The 13,323-nt window shown below is 41.9% G+C and carries 14 protein-coding genes, 2 tRNA genes, 1 rRNA gene and 1 riboswitch; of the genes, 16 read left to right on the top strand and 1 reads right to left on the bottom strand.

Going from position 1 to position 13,323, the window contains the following annotated elements:
- Positions 1–12 precede the first annotated feature (12 nt).
- Genes BUF11_RS11935 through BUF11_RS11945 form a run of 3 tightly spaced genes read left to right on the top strand, consistent with a single transcriptional unit; the run spans position 13 to position 3,031 of the window.
- Positions 13–843, top strand: a complete 831-nt coding sequence (locus tag BUF11_RS11935; RefSeq protein WP_073589068.1) for a phosphoenolpyruvate carboxykinase (ATP) — start codon at positions 13–15, stop codon at positions 841–843.
- On the top strand, positions 831–1,286 hold the full coding sequence (locus BUF11_RS11940; protein ID WP_073589069.1) for a S26 family signal peptidase: 456 nt from the start codon (positions 831–833) through the stop codon (positions 1,284–1,286). The genes BUF11_RS11935 and BUF11_RS11940 overlap by 13 nt, the downstream gene beginning before the upstream one ends.
- Positions 1,287–1,303: 17 nt before the next feature.
- Complete coding sequence (locus tag BUF11_RS11945; RefSeq protein ID WP_073589070.1) at positions 1,304–3,031, top strand: ABC transporter ATP-binding protein; 1,728 nt, start codon at positions 1,304–1,306, stop codon at positions 3,029–3,031.
- Here BUF11_RS11945 and BUF11_RS11950 read toward each other — a convergent pair.
- Positions 3,018–4,250, bottom strand: a complete 1,233-nt coding sequence (locus BUF11_RS11950; protein WP_073589071.1) for a nucleotidyltransferase domain-containing protein — start codon at positions 4,248–4,250, stop codon at positions 3,018–3,020. The two genes, BUF11_RS11945 and BUF11_RS11950, sit on opposite strands and share 14 nt — an antisense overlap.
- Before the next feature lie 211 nt (positions 4,251–4,461).
- Here BUF11_RS11950 and BUF11_RS11955 point away from each other — a divergent pair, with 211 nt between their 5' ends.
- The 13 genes from BUF11_RS11955 to BUF11_RS12015 all read left to right on the top strand — a co-directional run.
- Positions 4,462–5,580, top strand: a complete 1,119-nt coding sequence (locus tag BUF11_RS11955; protein WP_073589072.1) for an LCP family protein — start codon at positions 4,462–4,464, stop codon at positions 5,578–5,580.
- Positions 5,581–5,653: 73 nt separating this feature from the next.
- On the top strand, positions 5,654–6,166 hold the full coding sequence (locus BUF11_RS11960; protein ID WP_084558621.1) for a VanZ family protein: 513 nt from the start codon (positions 5,654–5,656) through the stop codon (positions 6,164–6,166).
- A gap of 22 nt (positions 6,167–6,188) precedes the next feature.
- Positions 6,189–6,337: riboswitch (FMN riboswitch) on the top strand.
- Positions 6,338–6,504: 167 nt separating this feature from the next.
- Positions 6,505–7,125, top strand: a complete 621-nt coding sequence (locus BUF11_RS11965; protein WP_084558622.1) for an ECF transporter S component — start codon at positions 6,505–6,507, stop codon at positions 7,123–7,125.
- A 154-nt stretch (positions 7,126–7,279) separates the two neighbouring features.
- Positions 7,280–7,717, top strand: a complete 438-nt coding sequence (gene tsaE, locus BUF11_RS11970; protein WP_073589073.1) for a tRNA (adenosine(37)-N6)-threonylcarbamoyltransferase complex ATPase subunit type 1 TsaE — start codon at positions 7,280–7,282, stop codon at positions 7,715–7,717.
- Positions 7,718–7,740: 23 nt separating this feature from the next.
- Positions 7,741–8,454, top strand: a complete 714-nt coding sequence (tsaB, locus tag BUF11_RS11975; protein ID WP_073589074.1) for a tRNA (adenosine(37)-N6)-threonylcarbamoyltransferase complex dimerization subunit type 1 TsaB — start codon at positions 7,741–7,743, stop codon at positions 8,452–8,454.
- A 167-nt stretch (positions 8,455–8,621) separates the two neighbouring features.
- A complete protein-coding gene (rimI, locus tag BUF11_RS11980) occupies positions 8,622–9,050 on the top strand; it encodes a ribosomal protein S18-alanine N-acetyltransferase (RefSeq protein ID WP_073589075.1) in 429 nt (142 codons plus the stop codon).
- Positions 9,051–9,124: 74 nt separating this feature from the next.
- Positions 9,125–9,370: a hypothetical protein gene (locus tag BUF11_RS11985; RefSeq protein ID WP_073589076.1), complete on the top strand. Its 246-nt coding sequence runs from the start codon at positions 9,125–9,127 to the stop codon at positions 9,368–9,370.
- A gap of 271 nt (positions 9,371–9,641) precedes the next feature.
- Positions 9,642–10,556, top strand: coding sequence for a ribonuclease Z (locus BUF11_RS11990; protein WP_073589077.1), 915 nt, complete (start codon positions 9,642–9,644; stop codon positions 10,554–10,556).
- A 49-nt stretch (positions 10,557–10,605) separates the two neighbouring features.
- On the top strand, positions 10,606–11,628 hold the full coding sequence (gene tsaD / locus BUF11_RS11995) for a tRNA (adenosine(37)-N6)-threonylcarbamoyltransferase complex transferase subunit TsaD (RefSeq protein ID WP_073589078.1): 1,023 nt from the start codon (positions 10,606–10,608) through the stop codon (positions 11,626–11,628).
- A gap of 20 nt (positions 11,629–11,648) precedes the next feature.
- On the top strand, positions 11,649–12,368 hold the full coding sequence (ispD, locus tag BUF11_RS12000) for a 2-C-methyl-D-erythritol 4-phosphate cytidylyltransferase (RefSeq protein ID WP_073589079.1): 720 nt from the start codon (positions 11,649–11,651) through the stop codon (positions 12,366–12,368).
- Between the two features lie 114 nt (positions 12,369–12,482).
- A tRNA-Ser gene (locus tag BUF11_RS12005) sits at positions 12,483–12,568 on the top strand.
- Between the two features lie 81 nt (positions 12,569–12,649).
- Positions 12,650–12,738, top strand: a tRNA-Ser gene (locus tag BUF11_RS12010).
- A gap of 395 nt (positions 12,739–13,133) precedes the next feature.
- Positions 13,134–13,323, top strand: a 16S ribosomal RNA gene (locus BUF11_RS12015); the annotation flags it as partial.

A 13,323-nucleotide genomic window follows, 5' to 3' on the forward strand; every position in this document is an offset into this window, starting at 1 on the left:
AAGGACTGAAAAATGATAAATACATTAAAGATAGCAGGTATTCCCATTACCCTTGAAGCAGACACTACAAAGGGCAGGAAAAGGAAGTTCAGAGTCTTTGAAGCAGACGAAAAAGCAGACGGAATGAAAGTATCCTATAAAAGGGAGAGAAACCTGGAGCTTCCTGAAACGTCAGTTTCCTTTGATGACACCATAAAATGGTCCGATTCGGCACTTTATATCATCGACCGGGATTTAGGGGAGGTGGTATATAAGGCGTCAGCGGATGCAGGCTGGAAGGAGGTCATAGTTTCCTGCGGCATAAAGGAGGCCAGACCCATTAACTCCTTTCTATGCTCTTTAGGTGAGATAGCCTTCAGAAACCGGATATTATATTATGACGGCCTGGTTATCCATGGGTCCGCCATACAGTGGGAAGAGAAAGGGATTGTATTTTCCGGTCCCTCCGGGATGGGAAAGACCACCCAGTCGAAGCTGTGGAAAAAATATAAAAAGGCGGAAATGATTAATGATGACAGGCCGGCCATACGCGTAATTGACAGCCGGCCTTATGTGTATGGTACCCTGTGGAATGGCGCAAGAGGGAAAGGCAGGAATAAGTCAGCCCCTCTGTCCGCTATTGTGCTTCTGGAACAGAGTAAGCAGAATACAATCGTTCGGCTTAGCAGGGAAGAGGCCGTAAATAAGCTGATGCCAAGAAGCTTTCTGCCCTATAACAGCGGAGAGAGTATGGATAGGGCTCTTAAAAATCTTGAAATGATAGTAACTGTCACGCCGGTATTTTATTTAAAATGCAGGCCTGACAGGGAAGCAGTGGAGTTGTTGTACCAATGTCTGAAATAAAGAAAGTAAAAGCGGTCAGCATGATGCCTGCCATAAATAATCTGCTAAAAGAAGGCAAAGGGGTACGTATTACAGTAACAGGAAACAGTATGTATCCCTTTTTGCGTGATAAAAAGGACTGTGTGGAGCTTTATAAGACCTCCTTTGACAGGATAAAAGCCGGAGATATCATATTGGTGCAAAGAAAAGAGGGCGGCTATGTATTACACAGGGTGCTGTTAAAGCTAAAAAAGTCTGTCTATATACTGGGAGATGCGCAGAGACGGATGGAGGGACCGATATACGGCAATCAGATACTTGCAAAGGCAGAGGTGATATTCCGGGGAGATAAGAAAATAGCAGGGGACAGCCTGTTAATCAGAAAGCTGTCATTGCTGTGGACGCTTGTGCTTCCCTTTCGGGGAATTATAATGAAAAGCTACCGCAGACTTCGCAATCTGTGATATGCATGGAGGTTACAATGAAACAAAAAATACAAATACTAAAATGGATGGGGGCTAAAACAAAGCCATATATAAAAAATTTAATACTCCTTATTCTGATGGGAGGAATTCTGTCCTTTGCAAGGGTTTACATGGCGTACATATCAAAGGACCTTATTGACTCGGCCCTGGAAAGAAATCAGGAGATATTAATAAAAACCGGAAGCATATTCTGCCTCACTGTTCTTGTACAAATAATAATCAAGTGGATATCTGCTGATTTGTCGGTGCGTACCACTGAAAATATGTCAGGGAGTTTAAAGGAAAAAATGTACCGTCATCTGACAAAGGCCGGATGGAGGGAATATACAAAATATCATACCGGAGACATCCAGATGCGGGTAGTAGGGGATACCCAGGTTACTGTAAATGGAGTGATAGACGGTATCCCAAAGGGGACGACCCTGTTTACAGGACTGATAGCAGCCTTTCTTGCCCTCTTGTACCTTAATAAAGAAACGGCATTGATAACCTTATTCCTTGGTCCCTGTTCTCTGATTTTTGGCGGGCTTGTGGGTTCACGATATATGTCCTTTCACGAAAGCACCCAGGAGGCAGAGGGACGCTACCGGGCATATCTTCAGGAATGCTTGTCCCACATGCTTATTATAAAGACATTTTGCAGGGAAGGAGACAGCATAGAGAAATTAAGGCAGATGCAGAGCGAGAAGAAGAGGCTTTCCGTAAAGCGCAACTTTTCCACAACCTTAATCAATACCGCTGCAATGATGGGAGTGGGCTTAAGCTTTCTTGTGGTGTTTGTCTGGGGGATGTCGCATATATTTGATAAAACTCTTACCGTTGGCACCCTGACGGCATATGTCCAGCTGATCGGACAAGTGCTGATGCCCTTTGTGGACATGGCAGTATTATTTACTTCCTTTCTTTCGGCAGCCGGTTCCGCTAAACGCCTGATGGAAATAGAAAGGATACAGACAGAAGATACGGAAAACAAACTAGGTGTTAAGGAGTTTGATGAGATCGTTCTGGATAACCTCCACTTCTCCTATGATAAAGACAGGCCGCTGTTAAAGGGAGTATCAGCGTCTATAAAGAAAGGTGAGATCGTAGGTCTGATAGGGGCTTCAGGGCAGGGAAAGACAACCCTTATCAACCTTATAATGCAGCTGCTAAGACCAGAAAAAGGCTGTATGCTTGTAAAAAATGAAAATACTATCTATAACATGGACCAGTTTTCAGTAAGGGACTTAATATCCTATGTGCCCCAGGGAAATACGCTGTTTTCCGGTACCATAGAAGAAAATTTAAATATTGGCGGCGCAGAAACGAAAACAGAGGAGAAAATAGAAGCATTAAAGGACGCATGCGCATGGGATTTTGTAAATGCGCTGAAGGAAGGGCTTACAACCGTAATCGGGGAATATGGAATCGGTCTCTCAGAGGGACAGGCGCAAAGAATTGCAATAGCAAGAGCGCTGTTAAAAAAGGCCCCCCTGCTTATACTGGATGAAGCAACTTCTGCCCTGGATATGAATACTGAAAAAGTGATACTGCAAAACATCAGCAGCCAGGAAGGAGAAAGAACCTGTATTATCATAACCCACAGGCTCTCTGCCCTTAAGTACTGCAACAGAGTATTCAGGCTGGAGAATGGGACCCTGAAAGAGAGAGAGCCGGTTAAGATTTTAGCAGAATTAAATGAAAGCATCGGATTTTCCTGCTTTTACAGTGTTAACGAAGCTTAAGCCAGGAAAGAAGCGCCGCCCTCTCTGCATACGCCGCTGCTGCCTCTTTGTTATAGAAAAAGGAAAGCAGGGAGAGCTGTCTTATGTTATAAAAAGCCCTGTGTATCCAGGCAAGAGGAAGCAGCACCGGGAATTTTTTTGCATACCGGTATTGGCAGTTAAGCTTACCGGGGGAGGGAAAGAAAAAGCAGCAAAGATTAAGGAGTACGGAAAGCTTTGGGGGAGAGGGAGCTGTTACTGCTTCTGCTGTTCTGGCGTGCCAAAGAATGTGCCGTGAGGCTTCACGCTCTTTTGTGCGTTTGCCATATACGCCGGAATTAATAATGTCCTCTGTAAAAAGCGCTTTGTAAGCACAGAATTCAACATCTTCCTCTGTTAAAATATCCTCCGGTACGGAAAGGCCAAACAGTTCCCGGCAAATAGAGAGAAGCACAAGAGTGAATTTATCGTAGCCATAAGGCTCCAGTTCGTAAAGAATGTTTTCCCAGATTATTTCCTCGGAATGATAAGCCGCAAAAAGGGTAAGGTCGCACAGCTGCCTGATGCCGACACCGCTTAAGAGGACGTGATGAATAATATGAAAAAGCTGATGCATAAGCTGATCCTTTATGGACAGGCAAAGGACAGGTGCGTGGCCTACCAATCCGGGAACCGCATTTTTCCATACCTGAAAGGTAAAATGATTCAGGTTTTCCATGTCCGTATTGTCCGTAAGGATTTCATGAAGCTCTATATCAGGATATCCGGTTAAGGAATAAGTGGTATGACGCTCGGCGGATTTTCCCCTTTTATAGCCCAGAAAAACCAGAACCTTATGAGCCTTCTTAAAATCCTCCTTATGTATCAGAATATCGGCATCTCCCATGGTGCGAAGCTCGGGATTGGGATAATAGTTCCGTAACATCAGGCCTTTTAATGCGATTACAGGAATACTGGCCTCATGAAGGAGAAGAAGAACCTTTTCCATCTGCTCTATATGAAGGAGCTGGAGCGCTGCTTCCCTTAAGGTATCATATTTCCAGGACTCCAAAAGAGAAGGCGAGGGTCTTACGTGTTTTGGCAGCTCTTCTAACAGGGGAAATAATAATGTATGAACCTGGTGGGCTTTTGCCTCCTCATAAATTAGATTCCAATCAGGGCAGAAAGTAAGGAAGTCAGGGGCTTTCACAGAGATGGCCGCGGATAAAAGTTTTATAAAAATATGGGAATGTTCGTTCATATTAACCCCTTTCGTGAATATCCAATCTTTGATTGGATATTTGTTAATTCGTAGTTGAAAAATTTATTTTTCAACCGAGTGATTCCTAAATATTTACATACATTATAAACCACAGGAGTAAAATGGACAATCTTTCCAGTAAGACAAAAAAAGAGTTAAATATACAAAAAATACAGCAATGGGCTGCAGCCATGTAAAGTTGAGGTGGATAATGGAGAAAATATCCGGTCGAAAAGGAAAAAGATATACAAAAATAATAGGAATAATACTTGCCGTCTTTGTTTTTGCCGCATTGTGCATCTTCCTTTTAGCACACAGCTATATCAGTAAATTAAACAAAACGCCTGCACTTTCAAAAGATGTGGTAAAAGAAGAAAATGCAGTAACGGATATACCGAAGGAAGATAACGGGAAGAAAGAGGATTCCTTAGCAGGTTCATCTGCCGATTCATCGGCTAAGCAGATTGCCTCTGCACAAGAAGCAATCCGAAAAAACATGGTGGATAAGAGTACACCTGTTTTATCTGATAAAAATGTATTTAACATACTCTTAATCGGAACGGATAACAGGGTAAAGGGAGAGAACTCCCGTTCCGATGCCATGATACTGGTATCCATAAACAAGAAGGACAAGAGCATAGCAGCAACCTCGCTGTTAAGAGATATTTATCTTCAGATACCGGGTAAGAACAATAACCGCTTAAATGCCGCCTGTGCCTATGGGGGGCCTGCGCTGTTAATGGATACTATAGAACAGAACTTTAAAGTCAGCGTGGACCGGTATGCCTCCGTGGATTTCTATGTGTTCATGGATATCATAGATGCTGTGGGAGGAGTGACGGTAGAGGTTACCGGGGAGGAAATATCCGTAATAAATGATTATATTGCAGAACTGAATAAACTAAGAGGAGAACAGGAGAAAAGTGATTATCTGACAGAGCCCGGGGAACTCAAATTAAACGGAAAGCAGGCCCTTGCCTATGCCAGAAACCGCTATATCGGAACGGATTTTGAGAGGACGGCAAGGCAGAGGCGAGTATTAAATGAAGCCTTTCAGAAAATTAAGAAGCTAAACCTGATTCAGTTAAATAGTCTGTTAAATAAGGTGCTGCCGCAGGTTACAACAAACCTTACAGAGGGTGAAATATTTTCCATGATACTTTCCCTGCCAAAGTATGCAGGCTATGATATCAGACAATGCCATATACCGGTGGATAATTCCTATGAATTTATGCGTATAAGGGGAATGGATGTCATCACGCTGGATTTTGATAAAAACATCAAGGCCCTTAAGGAGCAGATATATCCCGATAGAAACATACAGGGTTAAGGAAGTCCCCCTGTTGACTATATGGCTGAAATGGTTTAATATGGGGTAAAACGTTATAAGCGGGGCATAAATTGTGAATAAAAAACGGTGGTTAGCCTGGATACCGGCAATTCTGGTTATGTTAATGATTTTTTCCTTTTCCTCTGAAAATGGCAGCGAGTCTTCCGGTTTAAGCGGATCTCTGACAAAATCAGTGGTGGAATCAGTTATTAACATGGCTGATTTAAAAGTAACAGTGGCACAAGAAGAGCATATCATAGAGAGTATACACACCCCTGTAAGAAAGCTGGGACATTTATCGGAATATGCACTGCTTGGCATAACAATTGCCCTGGCACTTACCCTTAGCCATTATCTGAAAGGAAAAAAACTGTACTTAATAAGCTTATGTCTTTGCATTCTCTATGCTTCCAGTGATGAGATACACCAGCTTTTTATTCCCGGACGTTCAGGCATGGTAACTGATGTGGGAATAGATACAATTGGTGCTCTGGCGGGTATTTGTATTTTCACATGTATTTGCAGAATCATCCGAAATAAACAAAATGAAAATTTTGCTATTGACAAAAAGCAAAAACGGTACTAATATAAAGACACAAAAAAATAAGGAAATTCTTCGGGGCAGGGTTAAATTCCCGACCGGCGGTATAGTCCGCGACCTGATACAGGATTATAAGTTAAACAACAACTTACCGGTATCAGCTGATTTGGTGCAATTCCAAAACCGACAGTAAAGTCTGGATGTGAGAAGAAACTGATTGCAGAATTTGCAGCAATGAATGTACTTAACAAGCCTCGAACTAATGTTCGGGGCTTTTGTTTTTGTCATTCATAAATTCCCTTGGTCAGGGTGAGAATAACAGTTAACAGAAGTGTTTTCCACACATAACACCAGGAATTTCCTCAAAAAAAGGAGAGAATATTATGAAGGCATCAGAAAACAACACAATGAATGGAAACTATGTAAGAAGGTCGGTTTTTACTACGAGGGCAATGGTTACGGTAAGTCTTTTATCAGCCTTGTCCTATGTACTAATGCTGCTGGAATCCCCTCCGTATATCGGCTTTTTAAGACTTGAATTCAGCGATATTCCGGCAATTTTAGGCGCTTTCTGGTTCGGACCGGCAGCAGGGATCGTAATAGAGTTTATTAAGAACCTCATAAAGGCAATTACAGCCACAAAAACCTTTGGAATCGGAGAGCTTGCCAATTTTGTTGTAAGCGTTGCCTACGTAGTACCTGCAAGCCTTTTATTCCGTAAGCTGAAAGGAAAATACAAATCCGTTCTGGCGTTTAGCGTGGCTACCCTTTCCATGATGGTTATAGGCTTTTTAATGAATTACTTTGTAACCGTACCTATGTATGCAAAGATGTATGGCGGTATTGATAATATCGTTGCAGCAGCCTCCATGGTACCGGGAGTCAAGAATATGTTTACCTTAATCCTTATTGGAATCACCCCCTTCAACCTGGTAAAAGGTATTTTTCTTGGCATAGTGGGGCACCTGACCTATGAAATGCTGAAAAAGGTAATACATGAGTAAATAGGTCTTTTTAATTTTCGCACAATCTGCTATAATTGTCCCATAATCCCCATGCATATCGCAGGCTTGCCTGCGATACTGCCTAAATAGAAAGTGAAAAATGTTTTTCATTTTTCACACTAACTTAAGGAATAACAGAGGACTGTGAGAAGAAATGATAATAGAAACCAACAACAGGGAAGAAACCTTTGAACTTGGAAAAAACTTGGGAGAACAGGCAAAACGGGGAGAAGTATACTGTCTGTCGGGAGATCTTGGAACCGGAAAGACGGTCTTTACCCAGGGTTTTGCCAGAGGGCTTGGAATAACTGAGCCGGTAAACAGCCCAACTTTTACGATAGTCTCCGAATATGAGGAAGGCAGACTTCCCCTGTACCATTTTGATGTATACCGCATTGAAGATATCGAAGAGATGGAGGAGATTGGATACGAGGATTATTTCTATGGAGAGGGTGTATGTCTTGTAGAATGGGCAGAATTAATAAAAGAGCTGCTTCCTGAAACCTATGTCCTGGTAACCATAGAAAAGAATCCTGAAAAAGGCTTTGATTACCGTAAAATCACAGTAACAAACAGCAGTCTGCTAGATTGAGAAATATTCAGAAAAGAGGATACATGAAGATATTAGCATTGGACAGTTCCGGACTTGTTGCTTCTGTGGCTGTGGTAACAGAGGATAAAGTACTGGGTGAATTTACTGTCAACAATAAGAAAACCCATTCTCAAACCCTTCTGCCGATGGTAGATGAAGTTTTTAAGATACTTGATATGGATATAAAAGAATTGGATGCAATTGCAGTTGCAGGGGGCCCCGGCTCCTTTACAGGACTTCGAATTGGTGCCTCAACTGCCAAAGGTCTGGCTCTGGTTCTAAATATCCCCATTATAAATGTCCCTACGGTAGATTCCCTGGCATATAATTTATATGGAACGGATAAACTAATCTGTCCCATGATGGATGCCAGAAGAAACCAGGTATATACAGGGCTTTATGAATGGAAGGAAGGGAAATTTAAGGTACTTCTTCCCCAATATGCAGCGGAAATAGAAGAACTGGCAGAAACGATAAATGAATATAACAGAGAAGTCATTTTCTTAGGGGACGGAGTAGAGGCGCAGCTTTGTAAGTTTGCTCCCTTACTCAAGGTTTCCTACTCTGTAGCACCCATACATCTTTCCAAACAGAGGGGGGCATCTCTTGGAGCTTTAGGGATAGAATACTACAAGGCAGGTATTACAGAAGACGGTGACAGCTTTGAACCCGTATATTTAAGAATGTCCCAGGCAGAAAGGGAAAGAGCTGAAAAGCAGGAAACTACTTTTCAATAATTCACACTATGTAACAGCAAAATACGACCTAAGAAAAGCAACCCGGCAATGTTGGAATGTTATTCTTAGGTCCCTTTCATGATAGGAGTTAGGTTGAAAAATAAATTTTTCAACTACGTATTCAGGAATATCAAATCAAAGATTTGATATTCACAAAAGGAGCTAAAATGATAATACGGCAGATGATGGAAGAGGATATGGAGCAGGTATATTCAATTGAGAGCAGTTCCTTTACAAGACCCTGGAGCAAAGAATCTTTCCTTAGCTCCTTAAAAAATCCGCAAAACCTTTATCTGGTAGCAGAAGAAGAAGGAACTATCCTTGGTTACTGCGGTCTGTGGGGAATCGTCGGAGAAGGAGAGATAACTAATGTTGCCGTTGATAAAAGATTTCGAAACCAGGGGGTAGGAGAAGCCATTCTAAGGGAGTTGATAAGGCAGGCAGAGGAGAATGGCATTACAGCCTTTACTCTGGAAGTACGCCAAAGCAACCAGTCTGCGATTCATCTCTATCACAAGCTGGGTTTTGTCGATACGGCAGTAAGAAAGAATTATTACGAAGCGCCTATAGAGGATGCACTGATTATGTGGTTGTAATTCCCACTGTAAATTTTCTGGATTTCAAGTTATAATAAGAACAAGAAGGCGGACAAGTTGGCGGGAGGAAAGTTATGGATAAAATCAGGAAAGCACCAATCATCAGGCATGATATTTACTGTAACGTCTGTGGAAGAAAAATTACAGTTGAACATGGTATTATGAAAGAAGACGTATTTGAAGCGGCAAAAGAGTGGGGATATTTTTCAAAATACGACTTGGAGGTTCACAAATTCAATATCTGTGAAGATTGCTATGATCAGCTTATCTCCTCCTTTAAAATACCCATTCAAAAGATTCATAAAAGAGAAGCATTATAAGAAAAATAAGCAGGCAATCCGAGAGAAAAAGGATTGCCTGCTTATTTTTATACGTGTGTCATTTGCCCAGCAAAGATAAACTGCACTGGCATCATAGGGGCAGGGTACTGGTACGCTGTAACCCTTTATATGTTTGGCGTGACAGGTAATCTGTGCGGGGCTTGATAACTGAAAAAGGTTGTGGTACTATTTAGAAAACGCTGTATTGTACTATAAAGGCGATAAAGAAAAATAATTGCAGGAAAGCTGTGCAGTAAAGTGAGGAAAATACATGTTAGATGTTTGTTTACTTGGAACCAGTGGAATGATGCCCCTGCCAAACAGATGGCTGACGGCATTAATGACCAGATACAACGGTTCCAGTCTTTTAATAGACTGTGGGGAAGGAACCCAAATTGCAATCAAAGAAAAGGGCTGGAGCTTTCACCCCATTGATGTGATATGCTTTACTCATTACCATGGAGATCATATCAGTGGTCTGCCGGGCTTATTGCTGACCATGGGGAATGCCGACCGTAGGTCACCTGTAACCATGATAGGACCAAAAGGCTTAGAAAGGGTAGTAAGTGCCCTGCGTGTCATCGCTCCGGAACTGCCTTTTGATATAAACTTCATAGAGATCAACGGGGCAGAAGAAGAATTCCGGATAAATGGGTACGTAATACAGGCATTTAAAGTAAATCATAATGTACTTTGCTATGGGTATAATATCCTGATAGAACGCGGCGGAAGGTTTTACACTGAGAAGGCCATGGAAAACGAGGTACCTCAAAAATATTGGAACAGGCTTCAAAAAGGTGAGACAATAGAAGCCGATGGAAGGGTATTTACACCAGAGCTGGTTTTAGGACCGGGAAGAAAAGGAATTAAGCTTACCTATTGTACGGATACAAGACCGATTTCCTCCATTAGTGATCATGCAAAGGACGCAGACTTATTCATTTGTGAGGGCATGTACGGAGAAAAGGATAAGGATGAAAAGGCAGCAGAGCATAAGCATATGACCTTTTATGATGCGGCAAGGCTGGCAAAGGCAGCAGAGGTAAAGGAAATGTGGCTTACTCATTACAGCCCTTCCTTAATAAGACCTGAGGAATATATGGCAGACACTCGCGCAATCTTTGCGAATGCCAAAGCCGGTACGGATAAGAAAAGTGTTACACTGGAATTTGACCCAAATGAATAAAGTAAGAATGAAATAGAAAGGGATTGCATTAAAAGCAATTATTAAGAAAATGGATAAGGATATACTGATTCTGGCGATAGAATCTTCTTGTGACGAAACGGCGGCAGCTGTTGTGAAAAACGGCAGGATTGTACTTTCCAACGTGATATCGTCCCAGATAGCACTTCATACCCTCTACGGGGGGGTTGTACCGGAGATAGCGTCCAGAAAACACATAGAAAAAATAAATCAAGTAATTAAAGAGGCATTAAAAGAAGCAGATGTCACTTTGGAAGAAATCGATGCCATTGGCGTGACCTATGGGCCGGGCCTTGTAGGGGCCTTGTTAGTGGGAGTGGCAGAGGCAAAGGCTATCAGCTATGCGGCCAAAAAGCCTTTGGTAGGAGTGCATCATATAGAAGGGCATATCTCTGCCAATTTCATAGAGCATAAGGACTTGGAGCCTCCCTTTTTATGTTTGATTGTATCAGGGGGGCATACTCATCTGGTTATTGTAAAAGATTATGGAAAATATGAGATTATCGGAAGGACTCATGATGATGCAGCCGGCGAGGCCTTTGACAAGGTAGCAAGAGCCATAGGACTCGGATATCCGGGAGGACCGAAGGTAGACAAGCTTGCAAGGGAAGGAAATAAGTATGCCATAAGCTTTCCAAGAGCGAATATAGCGGATTCTCCCTATGACTTTAGTTTCAGCGGAGTAAAATCTGCTGTGTTAAATCATCTGAATTCCTGCGAAATGAAGAAAGAAGAAATAAACCGGGCTGATATTGCAGCTTCTTTTCAGGAAGCCGTTGTAGATGCCCTTGTGACCAAGACCATGACTGCGGCAAAAGACTTGAAGCTATCTAAGGTTGCTATGGCAGGAGGCGTTGCTGCAAATTCTGCCTTAAGAGAAGCAATGGGAGCAGAGTGTGCTAAGAGAGGAATAACACTTTATTATCCTTCTCCTATATTTTGTACGGATAATGCAGCAATGATAGGAGCAGCGGCTTATTACGAATTCATAAATGGAACAAGGCATGGGCTGGACTTGAATGCTGTACCGAATTTGAAAATCGGCCAGCGGTGAGGAATAAAAAGGAGGTTGAAATGCGTCAAGAGAAAATAAGCGCCATCCTATTAGCAGGGGGAAGCGGCAAAAGAATGCAGTCTGACATTCCCAAGCAATATATGGTTCTTGGAGATAAGCCTGTTTTAAGCTATTCTCTGGCGGCATTTGATGAAAGCAGTGTAGATGAAATAATTTTAGTAGTGAATGAGAGTGATATGGAATATCTGAAAGATAATATCTTAAAGCAATATCCGGTTAAAAAACCAGTGCACTTGGTACCGGGAGGAGAAGAACGATATCTCTCTGTTTATAACGGGCTAAAAAGTATAACTGACACTGATTTTGTTTTGATACACGATGGGGCAAGGCCCTTTATAACAGTTGAAATGATTGAGCGTGTAATAATCTCTTTAAGAGAATATCCTGCCTGTGCAGTAGGTGTTCCAGTTAAAGATACAATTAAAATTGTTGACACAACAGGAACAATTATTGAAACACCGGACCGCAGTATGGTTTGGGCAATACAGACGCCTCAGGCGTTTTCTGTCCCATTAATTGTCCGTGCTTATGAGATGCTTTTATCACATTTGCAGAAAGAGGAGCATGATAAGAAAGTTCCTGTAACAGACGATACTATGGTGATTGAATATACATTAAAATATCCGGTTAAAATGATAATGGGCAGTTATAGCAATATAAAAATAACAACGCCAGAGGATATGATAATGGGAGAGGCCCTCTTGTACAGTGGGAACTGAGAATTAAATATAAATTTTAGAAAAATTGAAACAAAAGGTACAAAAAAACGAAAAATACGGTGAAAAGTGCTTGACATGCTTCACAAGTTTTGCTATACTGTTCAAGCAATGTTCGGAGAGGTGTCCGAGTGGTTTAAGGAGCCGGTCTTGAAAACCGGTGATTCCGAAAGGGACCGTGGGTTCGAATCCCACCTTCTCCGTTGATAAGATTTCCTATTATAATAGCATAAAGGAACTTTTATTGGAGTAATAATATGTAGATTTACACAATCAGCCATTATGGAGAAGTACCCAAGCGGCTGAAGGGGCTCCCCTGGAAAGGGAGTAGGTCGTTAATAGCGGCGCGAGGGTTCAAATCCCTCCTTCTCCGTCGGTTTTACCCATGAAAATAACCTCTGAAAAGTAAATAAAAAAAGTGGTTGACAACCTCTGGTAAGTATGATAAGATAGTCGAGCTGGTGCAAAACACCGCTGCCTTACAGAAGAGGAAACGCGGATAAAACCTAGCAAAACAGAAAAAAGAACCTTGATAACTGAACAGTGAAACAACCCTGAAATTTTCTTTAAAATTTCATTCAAAATAGAAAGCCTCGGCTTTGGATTTTGAAAAGAACAGTATCAGAAATGATACGACCTAAAAAAACAGTAAAATAGTGTGTGATTTGCATCACAGACTAACGGAAATTAACGATTGTTTAAAGTTTGGTTTATGTTATAAACCAAAGCTTCTAAATAGCCAATGTTAATTCTGAAATGATTAAACTTTAATTTGAGAGTTTGATCCTGGCTCAGGATGAACGCTGGCGGCGTGCTTAACACATGCAAGTCGAACGGAGTTAAGAGTGGAAGTTTTCGGATGGAAGCTTTTAACTTAGTGGCGGACGGGTGAGTAACGCGTGGGTAACCTGCCTTACACAGGGGGATAACAGTTGGAAACGACTGCTAATACCGCATA

It is taken from the genome of Anaerocolumna xylanovorans DSM 12503 (genome assembly GCF_900143645.1).
Classification (GTDB): domain Bacteria; phylum Bacillota; class Clostridia; order Lachnospirales; family Lachnospiraceae; genus Anaerocolumna; species Anaerocolumna xylanovorans.